Here is an 18,860-nt window from a genome sequence, read left to right on the forward strand (position 1 = left end):
TGCGCCGGGCGGCCGACAATCCGTTCGCTTCGTCCGCAGCCTGTGGATAACCTCGCGGACATGTCCACCGCTCCGATACCGGCCGACTGGCGCGAAGCCAACCGCAGGATGTGGGATGAGCGTGTGCCCATCCACGCCGGCAGTGACTTCTACGACCTCGACGCCTTCCGTGCTGGGAAGGACGCCCTGCGGCCCTTCGAGCTGGCCGAGGTCGGCGACGTGACCGGCCGGTCGCTGCTGCACCTGCAGTGCCATATCGGACTCGACACGCTCTCCTGGGCGCGGCACGGTGCCGCTCAGGTCGTGGGCCTCGACTTCTCCGAACCGGCCGTCGAGACCGCCCGCACGCTCGCCGAGGACCTGGGGCTCGGCCCCGACCGCGCGGCCTTCGTCGCCGCCGACGTGTACGACGCGGCCCAGGCCGTACCGGACTCCTCGTACGACATCGTCTACACGGGCGTCGGTGCGCTGAACTGGCTGCCCGACATCGACCGCTGGGCCGAGACGGCCGCCTCGCTGGTGGCGCCGGGCGGCTTCCTGTACCTGGCGGAGTTCCATCCGCTCACGGACTGCCTCGACGACGAGACGGGTTCGCGGATCGTGCACGACTACTTCAGCCGCGAGGCATGGGTGGACGAGACGCCGGGTACGTACGCGGACTTCGACGCGCCGACCCTCCACAACCGCAGCGTCGAGTGGCAGCACCCGGTGGGCAGTGTGGTGTCCGCGCTGGCCGCCGCGGGTCTGCGGATCGAGTTCCTGCATGAGCACGACGTCTCGCTCTTCGCGCGTTTCCCGGTCCTGAAACGCGGGGCGGACGACTTCTTCCGCTACCCGCCGGACCGGCCGCGTATCCCGTTGATGTACTCGCTCAAGGCGACCCGCCCGTCAGCATGACGGAGGGGCCGTACCGCCCCGGCCTCGCGCCGGGGCGGTACGGCCCCTCATCCGTTGCGCTTGCTCGTTACGCCGCAGAGCGGAACGCGGGCAGGTACCCGCCCGACTGGCCCTCCGCCTTCGGGTGGTACGAGTTGGAGACGGGGATCGAGACGCTGTGCAGCCACGGATCACCGGAGCAGATCTCGTGCCCGGTGAACTCGTCGGCGACCCCGGAGAAGGTGAACCCGGCGTTCGCCGCCTGCTTGGCGATGACCCCGTTCAGCACGTCGGACGCGTTGTTGATGGCCGTACGCGCCTTGTCGGACAGGCCGACGACGCAGCTGCCGCCGATCTTGTAGAAGCGGGGGTAGCCCAGCACCACGACATGGGCCTGCGGGGCCTTGGAGTGGATGGAGGCGTACAGCGAACTCAGCCCCGACGGCAGGGTGTTGTTCATCCTTCCGACGGCCGCGTCCACGGCCGAGATGCACGCGGACTCGCCCGACAGCACACAGTCCTGCATGACATCGGCGAACCCGACGTCATTGCCGCCCGCGGTGACGCTGACCAGCGAGGTGGACGAGCTGAGCGCCCCGAGCTGACCACTGGCCACGGTGCTCGAGGTGGCGCCTGAACAGGCGACGAAGGTGAACGACGACGGCGAGTTCGCCGCGGCCCAGAGGTAGGGATAGGCCTTGGTGCTGCGCTTGCAGTCACCGCTGTCGGACAGGTAGCTCCCCGCGCCGACGCCGGACGAGTACGAGTCGCCCAGGGCGACGTACCCGCCGGCGGCGGCCGAGGAGGACGCCGAAGCCGGCTGGGCCAGGCCCAGAGCAGCAGCGGCGGCGAGGAGCAGAGTGGATGCGGACGCCCAGAATCTCCGTACTGACATAGCTGTCAGCCCTCCGAAGTGTGGGGGGTGGGTGGGGGGTTGAGTGAGCGTCCCCTGTTGTAGCAGCTCTCAGTACCAGTCGGTAATAGCCCTGCGAGAACCCGTCGGAATTGCCCGAATGATCGGTCGGTAGCCGTAGCTCCGCGCGTAGATAAACCTACAACTCCCCCTGAAATAAAGGTTTTTGCGGCTATCGGCTCATCGCATCGCAGGTGCGTGATTCCGTGGATGAGCGTTCGAAGCCTGTCAACGGTGCCAGTCGGGCCGCCCGGAGACGGAGGTGCCGCTCATGCTGCGGGTCTGGAACTGCTCCGTGGTTGGCAACGCGCCGCGTGTGGCGCGAGCTTCGGGTCGGGCCGCGATGATGTCTGCGCGAGCACCCGCGGCAGCGGCGCGAGGCAGCCCTCGCTGCTCCACTGACTGGTCCCCGCCCCGGCGTCGGCTTGGTCCGGGGCCACTTCGCCGAACCCAGCTTCATGATCACCGCTGGCGGACCGTCCACCCGGGACGTTGCGTGACGTGCCCCCGCTCGCCGCAGCCTCACCCGCCGCCACGTCGAACTCCGGCACATTCGCCGGGACTGATCGGGGCCTGCGGCAGAGGTCGTGCACCCGGGGGATGCAGAAAGTTCCCGGGAAACACTCAAGGGCCTGATCCGATTTCTCGGATCAGGCCCTTGAGCTGGTGTTTCACTATCGGGGTGGCGGGATTTGAACCCACGACCTTTTCGTCCCGAAGCAACTCAGGACGCTGGCTGCAGATGGGTTGCCGTGCTTGTCATCTGCGCTGAAGGTCCGCCGACGTCTTGTGCGTTCGACCGCCCGCGCGACCTTGGCGAGGTGGGTGGCAACGCTCGGCATGGACTTGTCGTATTCGCCCGGATCGTTGGCGACGTGCCGAGCCGATCAGTGCGGAACGGCTGAGGTCGAGGCTGGGGCGATCATGAGCTTGGGAGTCAAGGCCTTCCCAGCTTGTCGAGAGGCCCTGGCAAGCGAAGAACCGGCCTTGAGGAGGGCTACGGACCTTCCCCTGACGCCCGCCATTTATGGTGGCTCACCGCTCTTCCGGGCACGGATCGGGCACGGTGTTGAGTGTCGACCTCTTCGAGCCGGATTTACTTCGGTAGTGATCGACCATGACCCCGAATCGCTTTGAGCTTCTTCGGTGATCTCTCGGTATCTGTGTGCGTCGTCACCACTCGACCGCCCTGTCACACAGCGACGCTTTCCCGTCCGCCGCGTTCGACGTGACGTTCGTTTCAGTAGTGCCGGCGAAGCTCGCTTCCTTTGCCACTACAGGTTTGCTGGCCCCAGCGAAGGGCCCAAGGAATGGCGCACGCAGATGTTACGGAGCCCTCTAGTCATCCGTGTCAATGAACGGAACGATGACAAGGTCATCCTGACCCGCGCCCTTTGTATCTCGACACAGCCCTTGGGAGACACCTGGAGTCGAGGGAATTTATTAGGCTGCGTGTGCATTCTATCCCGCTGTCGGCCGTCTGAAGCGAGGTAGTCGTACCTCCAGGCATGTATCACACCCCTACAAGGCCTTGTTTGACTTGACTTACTTGACGGATGAAGGATATTATTTTATCTCGATAAGGGGAGACTAGTTGTCGGCGACTAATGCTTACTCCGTTGTGGATCTTTTCTCCGGAGGCGGGGGTATGAGCTACGGCTTTCATGCCCATTCGTCCTTCAAGATGTACGGTGCGGCGGACGTGGAGGTCGGAAAGCCTAGTACCGGTCATGGCGCGATCGGCTGCAATGCCACCTATGAAGCGAATATCGGTATCAAGCCGATGGCGGTGGACCTTGCCGCTGTCGAAGCAGATGAACTTGCGGCACTTATTTCTCCATCAGGCGAGGTGGACGTCCTCCTGGCGTGTCCTCCATGCACCGGGTTTTCTCGCGCTGTGTCGAAGAACTGGGCACAGGACGACCCGAGAAATTCGCTCGTAGCAAGAGTGGCGGACCACGTGTCGGTCATGCGGCCAAAGGTTCTCCTCATGGAGAACGTTCCGCAGCTACTCACAGGGAATTTCCGGCACCATTTCCAGGCGTTGAAGAGTTCGCTTGAGGGAATGGGTTACACGGTTCGGGCATCATCGCATGTTCTGACGAAATTTGGATTGCCTCAGCAGCGCGATCGCGCTCTGGTAGTCGCGACAGCTCCCGGCCTTCCTATTTATACGCTCGAAGATATCTGGCGAGGATATTCAGTGCGTGAGCAAGCGCTAACAGTCCGGCGTGCCATCGGCCACCTGCCGGCCGTACGCTCTGGAGAGCAGCATCACCACGACGAGAATCACACCAGTAGCGCGCTTGCAGGTGATTCTTTGGCCCGCATTGCAGCCATTCCTCATGATGGTGGTAGCTGGGCCGATCTTCTGCGCACACCGGAGACGGAGAAGTATCTGATTCCGTCCATGAGGAAAGCTGTTGAAGCCGGACGCCTAAATGCATACTGTGATGTATACGGCCGTATGTATTGGGACCGCCCTGCCCCTACCATCAAACGTGAGTGCTCACATGTTGGCAATGGTCGTTACGCGCACCCCGAACAAGATCGACAGTGCACGGTTCGCGAATTGGCGATTCTGAATGGATTTCCCGAGGGTTACAGGTTCATCGGTCAAAGTCGTAAGAACCTGTACCGTCAAATTGGTGATGCGGTCCCTCCGCTGATTTCCTTTCAGTTGGCTCACGTAGCCTCCTGGATTCTCGAAGGAGAAGCACCGGAACTCAAAACAGCAGTTCTTCCTGGTTCGACCCTTCGGGCTGATGACCTCGTTGTGGAGGAAGCTCAGCTTGTTCTGGCTTAATCAATTCGGCAACATTTGGTGGCGTCGAAGCGGGCAAAGTCCAGTAGCCGTGATGAATGCATTCCTCTAGTGCATGCCAGATGCGAACCTTTTCGACACTTGTGTCGAGCAGCATGCGGAATAGTCTATTTGGGGTCCCGGTGATCGGGTAGTCGGCCCCGAAGCTCTTTGCCTGCTTTCCGCCCCGGATTCTCTTCGAGAAAATCTCTGTACGAGTTTCATTCTGCAGTGCCGAATAGAGCTTATTCCATGGAATCTCTTCAATGCTGTAGGTGATCATGTCGCCTGCCTTCAGGGCGCGCAGCACGACAATTCTGTCGTAGTCCAGCAGGCGAGGCGTCACCCTCTCGCGAATGTTTCGGGCGCAATCTTCTGCCGTAGGACTGTCCCTGATCCAAAGGGCTTCGGTTAGCTTCTCAACCTTGACCATTCTCCGGCTCATGGAGTCACCCGACTCCGTCTTGAGTGACCATCGCTGGCCAGCACCTTCGACGTCGAATTTAGCCTGTTTTTGGTTAGGGTTCAGCCGGGCTTCTGGGGCGCCGGATGCGATCAGGCACTGCTTGAATACATACTCGAAATTCTCTTTATTCAAAGCTCGCTCATGCAAGGCGTGATGAACCACAAGGAAGAGGGACATTTCGTCACGAAAGGCTTCAGTGACGAGATCCGTAGCATCTCCGGGGCGAAATTCAATTTTCCGATGCATATTCCGCACAACGGACTCGATGGCAGCAAGCTGGCGATTCTCCAGGCCATCCAAACCTGCAACGATGCGGTCTTTGATACTCCCGGGGTCAACGTCCATGAAGTGATCGTAGTGGCCGACGCGTGAAGGCTCTGCCGGGTCTGACCCACCGCTCAGCCCCGCGACGCTGACCACGCTCCGGCCGGCACTCGCGAACGGTGCCCCGTCCATCCCGGTACCGGAGCGCCCCCGCCGGAGGCATCGTCTTGAAGCCGCAGGCTTGTCCTGCCGACCGGTGCCTGTACTGGGGGCTTGCGGACGCTCACCTGGGACCACGTCTTCCTCAAGGGGAGGCCGGACGCGGACCCGTCGCGGCCTCCGCACATCGCGGTCTGGCGTTCGGTTCGGCGCGGTGGGGACACAAAGAGAAGTCCCGGCGCGCGCTCGCTTTGCCGGCGCGGTGCATCGGCGCTCTCTGGTAGCAGTTCGAGGATCAGGGCTGGGACCGTCTGGCGGCCGGCGACAGGTGGGAGGAACGCGAGCTCGTCTTCTCCTCGGCCGTGGGCAAGCCGGCCTGGAACAGCTTCGTGTCCCTGCTGTCCGACCGCGGTGTCCCGCTGGAAGTGATCTCCCGGCTCGTCGGGCACTCCTGGACGGCCGTGACCGAGGAGGTCTGCCGGCAGTAGATCCGGCCCGTGATCCAGACCGGCCATGTGGTTATGGACGGGATCTTCGGTGCTGTTCCGCAGCGGCCGTACACACGCGGGAACCAGTAGTCACGCGGATGGACACGCACAAAACAGGTCAGCCAGGCTACTCACGTGAGTAGCCTGGCTGACCTGGTGTTTCTCTGTCGGGGTGGCGGGATTTGAACCCACGACCTCTTCGTCCCGAACGAAGCGCGCTGCCAAGCTGCGCTACACCCCGATCGCCGCCGGTCTCCCGGCGACATCGACAACTCTAGCCCACCGGCGCCCGGAGACGAAATCCGGTTTTTGTCGTGATCGGCCGGGGTGGCCGGGTCAGACGTCCCGGGGCGTGAGGGTGAGCAGGGTCGCCTCCGGGGGGCACGCGACGCGGACCGGGGCGTAGCGGCTCGTGCCGCAGCCGGCCGAGACGTGGAGGTAGGCGCGGTTGCCGCCGGAGGAGTGGGTGGACAGGCCCTTGACGCGGTCCGTGTCCAGGTCGCAGTTGGTGACCAGGGCGCCGTAGAAGGGGATGCAGACCTGGCCGCCGTGGGTGTGACCGGCGAGGATCAGGGGGTAACCGTCCGTGACGAACGCGTCGAGGGAGCGCAGGTACGGGGCGTGGACCACGCCGATCGAGAGGTCGGCGCCGGTCTCGGGGCCGCCCGCCACCTCGGCGTAGCGGTCACGCTTGATGTGCGGGTCGTCCAGGCCGGTGAAGGCCAGCTCCAGGCCGTCGAGCTTGAGGCGGCCGCGGGTGTTGGACAGGTTGAGCCAGCCCGCAGCGTCGAAGCCGTCGCGCATCGGCTCCCACGGGTTGTGGACGACGCCGGTCGCCGGGGCGTTGCCGTTGAGGCCGTGCTTGCCCGACGCCTTCTCGAAGAGGTAGCGGACCGGGTTGCGCAGCTTGGGGCCGTAGTAGTCGTTGGAGCCGAACACATAGACGCCCGGGAGCTCCATCAGCGGGCCGAGCGCGTCCAGCAGCTCCGGCACGGCCTCCGGGTCGGAGAGGTTGTCGCCGGTGTTCACGACGAAGTCGGGGCGCAGGCCGGCCAGCGACTGGAGCCAGGCGCGCTTCTTGCGCTGCCCGCTGACCATGTGCACGTCGGAGATCTGCAGGACGCGCAACGGGCGCGCTCCTCGGGGGAGCACCGGGACCGTGACCCTGCGCAGACGGAACGAGCGGACCTCGAAGCCCGCCGCGTAGGCGAGACCGGCGGCGCCGGCCGCGGCGGTGACCGCCGTGATTTTCAGGGGTACTCCGTAGCGTGCGCGCATGCGCCCATCGTCGCAGACGTCGTGCGCGCACAGGAAAACAGGCGGGCGCCGGGCGCCCCGCACCTGCCACAATCACCCCATGACCACGCTCAAGTCCAAGCTCAAGGAAGACCTCACCACGGCCATGAAGGCGCGCGACGAGCTGACCTCGTCCACGCTCCGGCTGACGCTCACCGCGATCACCAAGGAGGAGGTCGGCGGCAAGACCGCCCGCGAACTCTCCGACGACGAGGTGCAGAAGGTGATCGCCAAGGAGGCCAAGAAGCGCCGTGAGGCCGCCGACGCCTTCGCCAAGGGCGGCCGGACCGAGCAGGCCGAGCGGGAGAAGAAGGAGGGCGCGATCCTCGACGCGTACCTCCCGCAGCAGCTGAGCGACGAGGAGCTGACCGCGATCGTGGCCTCCGCCGTCGACGAGGCGAAGGCCGCCGGGGCCGACGGGCCGCGCGCGATGGGTGCCGTCATGAAGATCGTCAACCCGAAGGTCGCGGGTCGCGCCGACGGGGGCCGGGTGGCCGCCACCGTGAAGAAGCTCCTCGCGGGCTGAGGCCGGGCGCCGGGCCTGTCGGGGTCCGGCCGGTCCGAGCCCGTGCCGGCACGATCCGGCCGGGCCCGGCAGCCACCTCCATACACGAGGGCGGGGCGCCCCCGATCACTCGGGAGCGCCCCGCCCTCGTACGTGCGGTGACCGCTCAGGGGCCGTTCGTGCCGCCGTCCTGGCCGCGGCCGTGGCCGCCGTTGTTCCCGCCGAGGATGTCCGGCGGGATGCTGATGCCGGGGAACGGGTTGTTGTCGCCGCCGGGCTTCTCGTCGTCGTCGCCCGGCTTCTTCTTGTCCCGGCCCTTGTCCTTGTCCTCCTTCGGCTTCGCCCGCGGTACGTCGACCGGGTTGAAGGCCGGAGTCTCGGAGGAGCTGAGGGAGCCGGTCATCGCGGTGCGCCAGATGGGACCGGGGAGGCAGCCACCGCAGACCTTGTCGTAGTACTGGCCGCCGATGTTGATGTTGCTCATCGGGATCTGCTTGGCGCCGTCGCTGCCGACCCACACCGCCGTCGACAGGTTCGGCGTGTAGCCGACGAACCAGGCGTTGATGCGCTCGTCGGTCGTACCGGTCTTGCCCGCGTTGTCACGGTCGCTGAGGCCGGCCTGTGTACCGGTGCCGTCCTCGACGACGCCCTTGAGCATCTGGTTTATGGTGTCGGCCGTGTGCTCGCTCATGGCGCGGCTGCACTTCGACTTCGGTACGTCGATCGGCTTGCCGTCCGGCTTGGTGACCCCGAGGATCGCGACCGGGGTGCAGTAGGAGCCGCGGTTGGCGAAGGTCGCGTACACCGAGGCCATGGCCAGCGGGGTCGATTCCTGACCGCCCAGCGTGGTGGAGGCGACCGCCTGCAGCGGCTTGTTGTTTCCGCGGATGTAGCCGATCTTCTCGGCCATCGACAGCGTCTCGCAGAGGCCGGCCTTCTGCTCCAGCTTCGCGAAGTACGTGTTGATCGACTTGCCCAGCGCGCTGGTCATGTCGAACATGCCCTTCTCCGTCTCCAGCTCGTTCGACACCTCCCACGGCCTGTTGTCCGCCGGCTGGTTCTCGCAGGTGCGGAAGCTTTCGCCCGGCAGCGTGATCTTGTGGTCCGTGGTGAAGCTCTGCGCCGGGCTGATGCCCTTCTCGAGCGCCGCGGCGGCGGTGATCGGCTTGAAGGTCGAGCCGACCTGGAAGCCCGCGTAGCTGCCGCCCATCGCGTGGTCCACGGAGAGGTTCAGCATGGTCTGGTGCTTGGAGCCGTCGAGACCGTACGGGCGGGACTGGGCCATGGCCAGGATCCGGCCGGTGCCGGGCTGGACCTGGACGACCGCGTCCGCGACCTTGTCGTCCTTGTTGACCCGGGAGGTGGCCGCCTCGTTGGACGCGGCCTGCGACCGCGGGTCCAGGGTCGTCTTTATGGTCAGTCCGCCGGTCGCCCAGAGCTTGGCCCGGTCCTTCGAGGTCTTGCCGTAGGCCGGGTCGCTCATGACGACCTTGTGGACGTAGTCGCAGAAGAAGCCGGCGCCGTTGACGGCGGTGATGCAACCGTTCTGCGGGCGCTTGACCTTCAGCTTGATCGGGGTGTTCTTGGCCTTGTCCGCCTGCTCCTGCGAGACCTTGCCGATGTCCGCCATCCGCTGGAGCACGGTGTTGCGGCGCTTGGTCGCTTCCTCCGTGTCGTTGATGGGGTCATAGCGGCTGGGCGACTGCACGATGCCGGCCAGCAGCGCCGCCTCCTCCAGCTTCAGGTCCTTCGCGGACTTGGAGAAGTAGCGCTGGGACGCCGCCTCGACGCCGTACGCCTGCTGCCCGAAGAAGGTGATGTTGAGGTAGTTCTCCAGGATCTTCTTCTTGCCGAGCTCTTCCTCGACCTGGATCGCGTACTTCAGCTCCTGGACCTTGCGGCCCAGCGTCTGCTGGGTGGCCTCGGCGACCTTGGCCGGGTCGTCGCCGGCCTCCTCGACGAAGACGTTCTTCACGTACTGCTGGGTGAGCGTCGAGGCGCCCTCCGCGGTGCCGCCCGCCTGTACGTTGCGGTTCATCGCGCGCAGGATGCCCTTGAGGTCGACCGCGCCGTGCTCGTAGAAGCGGGCGTCCTCGATCGCGATGATCGCGTTCTGCATGTACGGGGAGATGCTCGTCAGCGGCACCACCGTGCGGTCACGCGAGTAGACCGTGGCGATCAGGCCACCCTGGTTGTCCAGGATTTTGGTGCGCTGGCTCAGCGGCGGAGTCTTCAGGTTGGCCGGGATCTCGTCGAACCCGTCGACCGTCCCCTTGGCGGCGAGACCCAGTGCTCCGGCGGCCGGCAGCGCGATGCCCGCCAGCACGACTCCCGAGAGTGCGGCGACACCGAGGAACTTGGCGGCCTGCTGGGTCGTGGTGAGACCCCCGCCCGAGCGCTTCTTTGGCATGGGGGCAGCCTAATCCGTAGATATGAGCGTTCCGTAGGACCGGGTGGGTCTCGGAGCGTTCCCGTACCGGACCGTGACATTCAGAGCGGCGTGTGCGCCGCGCTTCAGCGGCCCGACCTGGTGGCATGGCAACGCGGGGCGGCTACGTTCCCATTCGCCGGACACACGGATATGCCTTGGCCTAAGCTGCTCCCAACTGTCACAGCAGTCCGGTTCCGTATCAACCCCCGTGCACGATCCGGCCACCCGCGCGGCGCTCCCGAATTCGCCCCGTGTGTCACCGAACGTCCGTTGTGGTTCTGGTGGACTGTCCCGATTTTGACGGGATAATCACGCATGTCCTCACCTCACTCCCCTGGGTGATCTGCCGCATACGCATAGTCCGTTCGGGCCATTCAAGATTGGGCCCGAAGGGGGTGTTGTGCTGTCGCCACTTTCCGTAACGTCCTCAACTGGCAGCGGTGAATATGCCGCTGCCGCCGTGGGGGAGCCTCGATTCGGGAGAGGACGGCGCCGGAATGGGCTGGGTAACCGACTGGAGTGCGCAGGCAGCCTGCCGCACTACTGATCCGGATGAACTGTTCGTACAAGGGGCAGCGCAGAACAGGGCCAAGGCGGTGTGCACCGGATGCCCGGTGCGGACCGAGTGCCTGGCCGACGCGCTGGACAACCGCGTCGAGTTCGGCGTGTGGGGCGGGATGACCGAGCGGGAGCGCCGCGCGCTGCTGCGCAGACGGCCGACCGTCACGTCCTGGCGCCGGCTGCTGGAGACAGCGCGCAGCGAGTACGAGCGGTCCTCGGGCATCCTGCCCGTGGCGATCGGGCTGGAGGACGAGGAACTGCACGAGACGTTCGCCGCCGTGGGCTAGGACCGGCTGCGCGTACGGCTTACGTGGTACGAGGGGCTAGGCAGCTCCGTCCGGGGCGGAACCGGTCGCGAGCCGGTCGCCGATGGCTCGCAGACCCGAGAGGTCATGGACATCTCCGGGCAGCGCGGCCACGGCGGTGACGGCCACCTCGGGGTGCAGTGCGGTGAAGCGGTCGCGTGTGTCCTGTTCGCGCGCGACCATCTGCATCCGCTCGGCATGCAGTCGGAGCAGACCAGCGGTCAGTTCTTCGGTGGTGACGGCTGTCGTGTTGTCGGGCTGAGGCTCTTGGTCCGCATCTGCTCCGGGAACGGCGGAGCCGGCGGTGTCCGGGTCGGGTGCGTGCCCGGCCGCGGGGGAGTCGGCGGGCCCACGAAGTCCAGCCTTCCCGGCCGCCTGATCCACAATGCCGGCGGTTTCAAGATTTTCTGCTTCGAGGCTTTCCGCGGCGGCCAGCGCCTGCTCGGCGGAGAGCCGGGCGGCATCACTGTCGTGGACCCGGTTGAGCACCAGCCCCGCCAGCGGCATGTCCTCCGCGGCCAGACGTTCCACGAAGTACGCGGCTTCGCGCAGCGCGTCCCGCTCCGGCGTCGCGACGACGAGAAACGCGGTGCCTGGCGCCTGAAGCAGTTTGTACGTGGCATCGGCCCGGGTACGGAACCCGCCGAACATGGTGTCCATCGCGGCGACGAAGGTCTGTACGTCCCGCAGGAACTGACCGCCGAGCAGCTTGCCCAGCGTCCCGGTCATCATCGACATGCCCACGTTGAGGAACTTCATCCCCGCGCGGCCGCCCATCTTCGCGGGGGCCATCAGCAGTTTGATGAATTTCCCGTCCAGGAACGAGCCCAAACGCTTCGGGGCGTCCAGGAAGTCCAGCGCGGACCGCGACGGAGGGGTGTCGACGACGATCAGGTCCCACTCGTCACGCGCCCGGAGCTGGCCGAGCTTCTCCATCGCCATGTACTCCTGCGTGCCCGCGAAGCCGGCCGACAGGGACTGGTAGAAGGGGTTCTCCAGGATCGCGCGGGCCCGCTCGCCGTCCGCGTGCGCCTCGACGATCTCGTCGAAGGTCCGCTTCATGTCGAGCATCATGGCGTGCAGCTCACCGGCGCCCTCGATGCCCTTCACCCTGCGCGGGACGTTGTCCAGCGAGTCGATGCCCATGGACTGGGCGAGCCTGCGGGCCGGGTCGATGGTGAGGACGACGACCTTGCGGCCGCGCTCGGCAGCCCGCACCCCGAGCGCCGCGGCGGTCGTCGTCTTGCCGACGCCACCGGAACCGCAGCAGACGACGATCCGGATGTCCGGGTCGTCGATCAGTGCGTCCGTGTCCAGAGCCGGTACGAGAGCTTCCGCGCCGCCTTCCGTACGTGCGCCGCCGTCCGCCCCCGCCTTCGTGCCCGCTGTCATGAACCCGCCCCTCGTCCGGACTCCCCTTGGCCCACACCCTGTTCGCGGAGCGCGGCCGCCAGGTCGTCGAGCCCGCCCCGGTCCACCCCCTCGCCGAGCAGCGGAAGCTCGTACCCCGGCAGGCCGAGGCCGGCCAGTACGGCGCGCTGTTCGCGCTCCAGGGCAACCCGCTGAGTGTGCTCGGCGGCCTGCTCGACCAGGGGGCGTACGAGCCCCGCCGAGCCGGTCACACCCGCCCTCGTCAGCGTCTTGGCGATCTCCTTGCGCCGGCCGCCCGCTGCGGCGCGCAACGATTCCCCGTCCAGCAGCTGCGGGCGCACCATGTTCACGATGACCCGGCCCACCGGCAGTTCAGCGGCCCGCAGCTCTGCGATGCCGTCCGCGGTCTCCTGGACCGGCATCTCCTCCAGCAGGCTCACCAGGTGCACGGCCGTTTCGGGGGACTTCAGCACCCGCATCACGGCCTGCGCCTGATTGTGTATCGGGCCGATCCGGGCGAGCCCCGCCACCTCGTCGTTCACGTTGAGGAAGCGCGTGATGCGGCCGGTCGGCGGGGCGTCCATGATCACATGGTCGTAGACGAACCGGTTCTGCCGGTCCTTGCGGCGGACGGCCTCGCACGCCTTGCCCGTCAGCAGGACGTCTCGCACGCCGGGCGCGATCGTGGTGGCGAAGTCGATCGCACCGAGCTTCTTGAGCGCCCGGCCCGCGCTGCCGAGCTTGTAGAACATCTGGAGGTAGTCGAGAAGCGCCAGCTCCGCGTCGATGGCGAGCGCGAAGACCTCGCCGCCGCCCGGGGCGACGGCGATCCTGCGCTCCTCGTAGGGGAGGGAATCCGCCTCGAAGAGCTGGGCGATGCCCTGTCTGCCCTCGACCTCGACGAGGAGGGTGCGCCTGCCCTCGGTCGCGAGGGCGAGCGCGAGGGCGGCGGCGACCGTGGTCTTACCGGTACCGCCCTTGCCGCTGACGACCTGGAACCTGCTCACGTATTCGAGCCTAACCAGTCACACCGCAGGCTACGCACGAGGCTGCGCGTGGCCCGGATTGCGCAGGCATTACAGTCGGGCCATGACCAAGTGGGAATACGCGACCGTGCCCCTTCTCGTGCACGCGACCAAGCAGATTCTGGACACCTGGGGCGAGGACGGCTGGGAGCTGGTCCAGGTCGTTCCCGGCCCGAACAACCCCGAGCAGCTCGTGGCGTACCTGAAGCGGGAGAAGCAGTAGTGGCGGGCACCGTCGAGGCGAAGCTCGCCGAGCTCGGCCTGCCGCTGCCCGCCGTCGTACCGCCGCTGGCGTCGTACCAGCCGGCCGTGCAGTCCGGGGTGTACGTGTACACGTCCGGCCAGCTGCCGATGGTGGACGGCAAGCTCGCCGTGACGGGCAAGGTAGGCGCCGAGGTCACGCCCGACGAGGCCAAGGAGCTGGCCAGGACCTGCGCCCTGAACGCCCTCGCCGCCGTGAAGTCGGTCGCGGGCGACCTGGACCGGATCGCCCGGGTCGTCAAGGTCGTCGGCTTCGTCGCCTCGGCCACCGACTTCACCGGCCAGCCCGCCGTGATCAACGGAGCGAGCGAGCTGCTGGGCGAGGTCCTCGGGGACAAGGGCGTCCACGCCCGCAGCGCCGTGGGCGTCGCCGTGCTGCCGCTGGACGCGCCGGTCGAGGTCGAGATCCAGGTCGAGCTGACCGGAGCCTGAGCCCCGTCCGTATCCGCCCGTGGTCCCGCCAGGTCGTCACGACCGGGCGGGACCACGTGTGTACGGGGCATGTACGGGTCAGGGGACCCCTCGAACATCGTCGCGGTTCCGGATAGCCTCCGGCCATGTCCAATGGTCAGTGGTACCCCCCGGAATGGCCCGGCCGGATCAGGGCCCTCGCGGCAGGCGAGCTGACTGCCGTCGTGCCCCGGCGGGCCGCCACCGTGATGCTGCTCCGGGACGACGCCACCGGCACCGGGGGCGCGCCCGCCGTCCACATGCTGCGCCGGCGCACATCGATGGCCTTCGCCGGGGGGGCGTACGCCTATCCGGGTGGCGGTGTCGATCCGCGCGACGACGATCGGCTCGTCGGGTGGGCCGGGCCCTCGCTGGAGACCTGGGCACACCGGCTGGGCGTCGGCACGCCGGCCGAGGCCCAGGCGATCGTCTGCGCGGCGGTCCGCGAGACGTACGAGGAGGCCGGGGTCCTGCTCGCGGGCCCGACGCCGGACACCGTCGTCACCGACGCCACGGGCGACGACTGGGAGGCCGACCGCGAGGCACTGGTGGCACGGGACCTGTCGTTCGCCGCGTTCCTGGAGCGGCGCGGGCTGGTGCTGCGCTCGGACCTGCTCGGCGCCTGGGCGCGCTGGATCACCCCCGAGTTCGAACCGCGTCGCTACGACACATGGTTCTTCGCCGCCGCGCTGCCCACGGGCCAGCGCACCCGCAACGCCTCGACGGAGGCCGACCGCACGGTGTGGATCACCCCGGGCGACGCGGCCGACGGATACGACCGGGGCGAACTGCTGATGATGCCGCCGACCGTGGCGACGCTGCGGACACTCCGGCCGTACGCCACCGCGGCGCGGGTGCTGGAGGCGGCCTCGGACCAGGACCTGACCCCCGTACTCGCACAGGCCCGTCTGGACGGTGACGAGCTGGTGCTGAGCTGGCCGGGGCACGAGGAGTTCACCCAACACATTTCCACGGCCGGCACGGACGAAACGCACGGCGGGGAGAAAAAGGACGACACGGAAGGCGGTGCGGCATGAGTGACGCCGCGGCACTGCCCGGCCAGCCGCGCGGCGGTGTGCTGTCCGGTCCCGCCACCACCCGTACGGTCAACGTCCTGGCGCCCAACCCCTCGGCGATGACGCTCGACGGGACCAATACGTGGATCGTCGCCGAGCCCGACTCGGACCTGGCGGTGGTCATCGACCCGGGCCCGCTGGACGGCGCCCATCTGCGGGCTGTCATCGACACCGCCGAGCGGGCGGGCCGCCGGATCGCGCTGACACTTCTCACCCACGGCCACCCCGACCATGCGGAGGGCGCGGCGCGGTTCGCCGAGCTGACCCGTTCCAAGGTGCGGGCGCTCGACCCGGAGATGCGGCTCGGCGACGAGGGCCTGGGCACGGGTGACGTGATCACGACCGGCGGCCTGGAGATGTACGTGGTGCCGACACCGGGCCACACGGCGGACTCGCTGTCGTTCCACCTGCCGGCCGACCGGGCGGTGCTGACCGGGGACACGATCCTCGGACGCGGGACGACGATGGTGGCGCATCCGGACGGGCGGCTGGGGGACTACCTCGACTCGCTGCGGCGGCTGCGCTCGCTGACGGTCGACGACGGGGTCCACACGGTGCTGCCCGGACATGGCCCGGTGCTGGAGGACGCGCAGGGCGCGGTCGACTTCTACCTCGCCCACCGCGCGCACCGGCTGGCCCAGGTGGAGACGGCGGTGGAGTCGGGCTACCGGACCTCGGCCGAGGTGGTGGCCCATGTCTACGCGGACGTGGACCGTTCGCTGTGGCCGGCGGCGGAGCTGTCGGTGCGGGCGCAGCTGGAGTACCTGGTCGAGCACGGGCTGATCTGACGACGCATGGGTGAGGGGCTCTGCCGGTACCGGCAGAGCCCCTCACCCATGCGTACGACGGCGGGTCAGCGCGAGCGCTTGGCCAGCCGCTCCACGTCCAGGAGGATCACCGCGCGGGCCTCCAGCCGCAGCCAGCCCCGGCCGGCGAAGTCGGCGAGCGCCTTGTTGACCGTCTCGCGGGAGGCGCCGACCAGCTGGGCCAGCTCCTCCTGCGTCAGGTCGTGCACCACGTGGATGCCTTCCTCGGACTGGACGCCGAAGCGGCGCGACAGGTCCAGGAGGGCGCGGGCGACGCGGCCCGGCACATCGGAGAAGACCAGGTCCGACATCTGGTCGTTGGTCTTGCGCAGGCGCCGGGCGACGGCACGCAGGAGCGCCGTGGCCACCTCGGGGCGTGCGTTGAGCCAGGGCTGCAGGTCGCCGTGGCCGAGGCCGAGGAGCTTGACCTCGGTCAGCGCGGTGGCGGTGGCGGTGCGCGGGCCCGGGTCGAAGAGCGAGAGCTCGCCGATCAGCTCGCCGGGGCCGAGGACCGCCAGCATGTTCTCGCGGCCGTCGGGGGAGGTGCGGTGGAGCTTCACCTTGCCCTCGGTGACCACATAAAGGCGGTCGCCCGGGTCGCCCTCGTGGAACAGCGCGTCGCCGCGCGCGAGGGTCACCTCACTCATCGAGGCGCGGAGCTCCGCGGCCTGCTCGTCATCGAGCGCCGCGAAAAGCGGGGCGCGCCGCAGAACGTCGTCCACGAGTTCTCTCCTTGTCGGCCTGTTCAGGGAACCGTGGTCCCCATCATGCCGGACGGTAAAACAGTGCGATCAATCACAAACCAGTTTGACGCACGCGCGTGCCGAGGGGTACGGCAGGGGGCCGATTGGGGGCGGATCACCGGTGACCGGGGCGGATGTCAGTGGCGGGCTCTAGGCTGGCCGGGTGTCCAGAATGCCGGTGAGAGCGCAGGCCAAGGGGGCTGATGGGGTGTCGGAAGGCCGTGATTCCGCTGTGGGCGAACAGGGTGCGGGCAACCGGAAGAACCTGAAGAAAACGGCGGAGGGCGGGTCCGTGACGGCGAAGACCGGGACCGCCGGCTCCGGCTCGGCCAGGAGAGCGAAGCCGGACGGGGCCGAGGCTGCCGGCACCGCCACGGCCGGTGCGCCGAAGAAGAAGCCGGTGCGGCCCGAATCGCATCTGGCCATGGTCCGCCGCGCCCGCCGGATCAACCGCGAGCTCGCCGAGGTCTACCCGTACGCCCACCCGGAGCTGGACTTCCGGAATCCGTTCGAGCTGCTCGTCGCCACGGTCCTCTCCGCCCAGACCACCGACCTGAGGGTCAACCAGACGACTCCCGCCCTCTTCGCCGCCTATCCCACCCCGGAGGACATGGCCGCGGCCGTCCCGGAGGACCTGGAGGAGCTGATTCGGCCGACCGGCTTCTTCCGGGCCAAGGCCAGGTCATTGCTGGGCCTGTCCGCCATACTCCGGGATGACTTCGGCGGCGAGGTGCCGGGGCGGCTCGCGGATCTCGTCAAGCTGCCGGGAGTCGGCCGCAAGACGGCCAACGTCGTCCTCGGCAACGCCTTCGGCGTCCCCGGACTCACCGTCGACACGCACTTCGGCCGACTGGTCCGGCGGTGGAAGTGGACCGAGCAGGAGGACCCGGAGAAGGTCGAGGCGGAGATCGCGGCGATCTTCCCCAAGAGCGAGTGGACCATGCTCTCGCACCGCATCATCTTCCACGGCCGGCGTGTCTGCCACGCCCGCAAGCCTGCCTGCGGCGCCTGTCCGATCGCCCCGCTGTGCCCTTCGTACGGTGAGGGCGAGACGGACCCGGAGAAGGCCCGCAAGCTGCTGAAGTACGAGATGGGCGGCCGGCCGGGCCAGCGGCTGAATCCGCCGCCGGACTACCCGGGAAGCCCCGCACCTCCCCTGGGCGCCGACTGAGGCGGACCGCTGCTGCGGAACGAATCGCGGGACGACAGGCGTTGTGAGACGGAGGGGTGCCTATGAAGACGCATGAACCCGGCACGGAACAGCAGGGCGAGGAGCGGTACAGCGGTACGGAACGCGGTGATGTGGGTGGGTCGGGCCGGCGCGGCGGCGCGCGTGACGGACGTACGGACGTTGTGACCGCCGGTCCGGCCGACGACGGCGTCCCGGTCACCGTCTCGGCCGAAGGGCTGCCCGACTGGCTCGATCCGGTGGCGGGCGCCGCGCGGACCGTGCGGCCGCAGCAGCTCAGCCGCTTCCTGCCGCCCGAGAGCGGCGCGGGGCGCCAGTCCGCCGTGCTCGTGCTGTTCGGCGAGGGTGCGCGCGGACCCGAACTGCTCCTGATGGAACGGGCCGGAAGCCTGCGTTCCCATCCGGGGCAGCCGTCCTTCCCCGGTGGCTCGCTCGACCCTGAGGACGGCGACCAGGCGACGACCGGGCCGCTGCGGGCGGCCCTGCGGGAGGCCGAGGAGGAGACCGGCCTCGACCCGCGCGGAGTGCAGATCTTCGGCGTGCTGCCCCGGCTCTACATCCCCGTGAGCAGCTTCGTGGTGACGCCCGTGCTCGGCTGGTGGCGTACACCCAGTCCGGTCGGGGTCGTCGACCCCGCCGAGACGGCGCGGGTCTTCACGGTCCCCGTGGCGGATCTCACGGATCCGGCCAACCGGGCGACGGCCGTCCATCCCAGCGGCCACCGGGGCCCGGCATTTCTGGTCGAATCGGCACTCGTCTGGGGATTCACGGCCGGGGTGATCGACCGGATTCTGCACTTCGCGGGCTGGGAACGTCCGTGGGACAGAGCCAGGCAGGTGCCGCTCGACTGGCGCGCATGACAGGCTGACTTC

The 18,860-nt window shown here is 67.8% G+C and carries 17 protein-coding genes, 1 tRNA gene and 1 pseudogene; 11 read left to right on the forward strand and 8 right to left on the reverse strand.

Annotated features, from left to right (window positions below; all coding sequences use genetic code 11):
• Window positions 1-60: 60 nt before the first annotated feature.
• Window positions 61-897, forward strand: a complete 837-nt coding sequence (locus EAO73_RS04625) for a class I SAM-dependent methyltransferase (protein WP_147970215.1) — start codon at window positions 61-63, stop codon at window positions 895-897.
• A gap of 67 nt (window positions 898-964) precedes the next feature.
• Here the strand turns inward: EAO73_RS04625 and EAO73_RS04630 are convergent, their stop codons facing one another.
• Window positions 965-1,771, reverse strand: a complete 807-nt coding sequence (locus tag EAO73_RS04630) for an SGNH/GDSL hydrolase family protein (RefSeq protein ID WP_147970216.1) — start codon at window positions 1,769-1,771, stop codon at window positions 965-967.
• A 1,639-nt stretch (window positions 1,772-3,410) separates the two neighbouring features.
• On the opposite strand from EAO73_RS04630, the gene EAO73_RS04635 reads away from it, so the two are divergent.
• A complete protein-coding gene (locus EAO73_RS04635) occupies window positions 3,411-4,595 on the forward strand; it encodes a DNA cytosine methyltransferase (RefSeq protein WP_224756182.1) in 1,185 nt (394 codons plus the stop codon).
• Here EAO73_RS04635 and EAO73_RS04640 read toward each other — a convergent pair.
• Window positions 4,516-5,403, reverse strand: coding sequence for a hypothetical protein (locus EAO73_RS04640; protein ID WP_147970218.1), 888 nt, complete (start codon window positions 5,401-5,403; stop codon window positions 4,516-4,518). The genes EAO73_RS04635 and EAO73_RS04640 overlap by 80 nt on opposite strands.
• Before the next feature lie 159 nt (window positions 5,404-5,562).
• Between EAO73_RS04640 and EAO73_RS36345 the strand changes: the two are divergent.
• Window positions 5,563-6,059, forward strand: a pseudogene (locus EAO73_RS36345) (site-specific integrase); the annotation flags it as partial.
• A 77-nt stretch (window positions 6,060-6,136) separates the two neighbouring features.
• Here the strand turns inward: EAO73_RS36345 and EAO73_RS04650 are convergent.
• Both EAO73_RS04650 and EAO73_RS04655 read right to left on the reverse strand, forming a co-directional pair.
• Window positions 6,137-6,210 (reverse strand) — tRNA-Pro (locus tag EAO73_RS04650).
• Window positions 6,211-6,305: 95 nt separating this feature from the next.
• Complete coding sequence (locus tag EAO73_RS04655) at window positions 6,306-7,247, reverse strand: metallophosphoesterase (RefSeq protein WP_147970219.1); 942 nt, start codon at window positions 7,245-7,247, stop codon at window positions 6,306-6,308.
• 79 nt (window positions 7,248-7,326) lie between these two features.
• On the opposite strand from EAO73_RS04655, the gene EAO73_RS04660 reads away from it, so the two are divergent.
• Window positions 7,327-7,791, forward strand: coding sequence for a GatB/YqeY domain-containing protein (locus tag EAO73_RS04660; RefSeq protein WP_147970220.1), 465 nt, complete (start codon window positions 7,327-7,329; stop codon window positions 7,789-7,791).
• Window positions 7,792-7,936: 145 nt separating this feature from the next.
• Here EAO73_RS04660 and EAO73_RS04665 read toward each other — a convergent pair whose 3' ends face one another.
• Complete coding sequence (locus EAO73_RS04665; RefSeq protein WP_147970221.1) at window positions 7,937-10,180, reverse strand: transglycosylase domain-containing protein; 2,244 nt, start codon at window positions 10,178-10,180, stop codon at window positions 7,937-7,939.
• A 518-nt stretch (window positions 10,181-10,698) separates the two neighbouring features.
• Between EAO73_RS04665 and EAO73_RS04675 the strand changes: the two genes are divergently transcribed.
• Window positions 10,699-11,049: a WhiB family transcriptional regulator gene (locus EAO73_RS04675; protein ID WP_191133934.1), complete on the forward strand. Its 351-nt coding sequence runs from the start codon at window positions 10,699-10,701 to the stop codon at window positions 11,047-11,049.
• Between the two features lie 36 nt (window positions 11,050-11,085).
• Here the strand turns inward: EAO73_RS04675 and EAO73_RS04680 are convergent, their stop codons facing one another.
• Together EAO73_RS04680 and EAO73_RS04685 are read right to left on the reverse strand one after the other, a co-directional pair.
• The gene (locus tag EAO73_RS04680) at window positions 11,086-12,459 is read right to left on the reverse strand and encodes an ArsA family ATPase (RefSeq protein ID WP_224756183.1); all 1,374 of its coding nucleotides are present in this window, start codon (window positions 12,457-12,459) and stop codon (window positions 11,086-11,088) included.
• Window positions 12,456-13,445 carry an ArsA family ATPase gene (locus tag EAO73_RS04685; RefSeq protein ID WP_147970222.1) on the reverse strand — a complete coding sequence of 330 codons (990 nt, stop codon included), beginning with the start codon at window positions 13,443-13,445 and terminating at the stop codon, window positions 12,456-12,458. Before EAO73_RS04685 ends, EAO73_RS04680 begins: the two co-directional genes overlap by 4 nt.
• Window positions 13,446-13,527: 82 nt before the next feature.
• Between EAO73_RS04685 and EAO73_RS04690 the strand changes: the two genes are divergently transcribed.
• From EAO73_RS04690 to EAO73_RS04705, 4 genes are all read left to right on the forward strand, one after another.
• A complete protein-coding gene (locus EAO73_RS04690) occupies window positions 13,528-13,686 on the forward strand; it encodes a DUF4177 domain-containing protein (RefSeq protein WP_003991873.1) in 159 nt (52 codons plus the stop codon).
• On the forward strand, window positions 13,686-14,156 hold the full coding sequence (locus tag EAO73_RS04695) for a RidA family protein (protein WP_147970223.1): 471 nt from the start codon (window positions 13,686-13,688) through the stop codon (window positions 14,154-14,156). Before EAO73_RS04690 ends, EAO73_RS04695 begins: the two co-directional genes overlap by 1 nt.
• 125 nt (window positions 14,157-14,281) lie before the next feature.
• Complete coding sequence (locus EAO73_RS04700; protein WP_147970224.1) at window positions 14,282-15,211, forward strand: NUDIX hydrolase; 930 nt, start codon at window positions 14,282-14,284, stop codon at window positions 15,209-15,211.
• Window positions 15,208-16,038 carry an MBL fold metallo-hydrolase gene (locus EAO73_RS04705; protein ID WP_147970225.1) on the forward strand — a complete coding sequence of 277 codons (831 nt, stop codon included), beginning with the start codon at window positions 15,208-15,210 and terminating at the stop codon, window positions 16,036-16,038. The genes EAO73_RS04700 and EAO73_RS04705 overlap by 4 nt, the downstream gene beginning before the upstream one ends.
• Window positions 16,039-16,103: 65 nt before the next feature.
• Here the strand turns inward: EAO73_RS04705 and EAO73_RS04710 are convergent, their stop codons facing one another.
• The gene (locus EAO73_RS04710) at window positions 16,104-16,778 is read right to left on the reverse strand and encodes a Crp/Fnr family transcriptional regulator (RefSeq protein ID WP_014046869.1); all 675 of its coding nucleotides are present in this window, start codon (window positions 16,776-16,778) and stop codon (window positions 16,104-16,106) included.
• A 253-nt stretch (window positions 16,779-17,031) separates the two neighbouring features.
• Here EAO73_RS04710 and nth point away from each other — a divergent pair, with 253 nt between their 5' ends.
• Entirely contained in the window at window positions 17,032-17,970 is a 939-nt protein-coding gene (gene nth, locus EAO73_RS04715) for an endonuclease III (RefSeq protein ID WP_147970226.1), read from the forward strand.
• A gap of 62 nt (window positions 17,971-18,032) precedes the next feature.
• Window positions 18,033-18,848 (forward strand): NUDIX hydrolase, encoded by an 816-nt coding sequence (locus tag EAO73_RS04720; RefSeq protein WP_147970227.1) that lies wholly within the window; start codon window positions 18,033-18,035, stop codon window positions 18,846-18,848.
• Window positions 18,849-18,860: the final 12 nt, after the last annotated feature.

Source organism: Streptomyces sp. col6 (genome assembly GCF_008042035.1).
Taxonomy (GTDB): Bacteria; Actinomycetota; Actinomycetes; order Streptomycetales; family Streptomycetaceae; genus Streptomyces.

Coding starts and splice junctions, on each gene's coding strand:
- EAO73_RS04625 (WP_147970215.1), top strand. CDS start 61: ATGTCCACCGCTCCGATACCGGCCGACTGGCGCGAAGCCAACCGCAGG.
- EAO73_RS04630 (WP_147970216.1), bottom strand. CDS start 1,771: ATGTCAGTACGGAGATTCTGGGCGTCCGCATCCACTCTGCTCCTCGCC.
- EAO73_RS04640 (WP_147970218.1), bottom strand. CDS start 5,403: ATGGACGTTGACCCCGGGAGTATCAAAGACCGCATCGTTGCAGGTTTG.
- EAO73_RS04655 (WP_147970219.1), bottom strand. CDS start 7,247: ATGCGCGCACGCTACGGAGTACCCCTGAAAATCACGGCGGTCACCGCC.
- EAO73_RS04660 (WP_147970220.1), top strand. CDS start 7,327: ATGACCACGCTCAAGTCCAAGCTCAAGGAAGACCTCACCACGGCCATG.
- EAO73_RS04665 (WP_147970221.1), bottom strand. CDS start 10,180: ATGCCAAAGAAGCGCTCGGGCGGGGGTCTCACCACGACCCAGCAGGCC.
- EAO73_RS04675 (WP_191133934.1), top strand. CDS start 10,699: ATGGGCTGGGTAACCGACTGGAGTGCGCAGGCAGCCTGCCGCACTACT.
- EAO73_RS04680 (WP_224756183.1), bottom strand. CDS start 12,459: ATGACAGCGGGCACGAAGGCGGGGGCGGACGGCGGCGCACGTACGGAA.
- EAO73_RS04690 (WP_003991873.1), top strand. CDS start 13,528: ATGACCAAGTGGGAATACGCGACCGTGCCCCTTCTCGTGCACGCGACC.
- EAO73_RS04700 (WP_147970224.1), top strand. CDS start 14,282: ATGTCCAATGGTCAGTGGTACCCCCCGGAATGGCCCGGCCGGATCAGG.
- EAO73_RS04705 (WP_147970225.1), top strand. CDS start 15,208: ATGAGTGACGCCGCGGCACTGCCCGGCCAGCCGCGCGGCGGTGTGCTG.
- EAO73_RS04720 (WP_147970227.1), top strand. CDS start 18,033: ATGAAGACGCATGAACCCGGCACGGAACAGCAGGGCGAGGAGCGGTAC.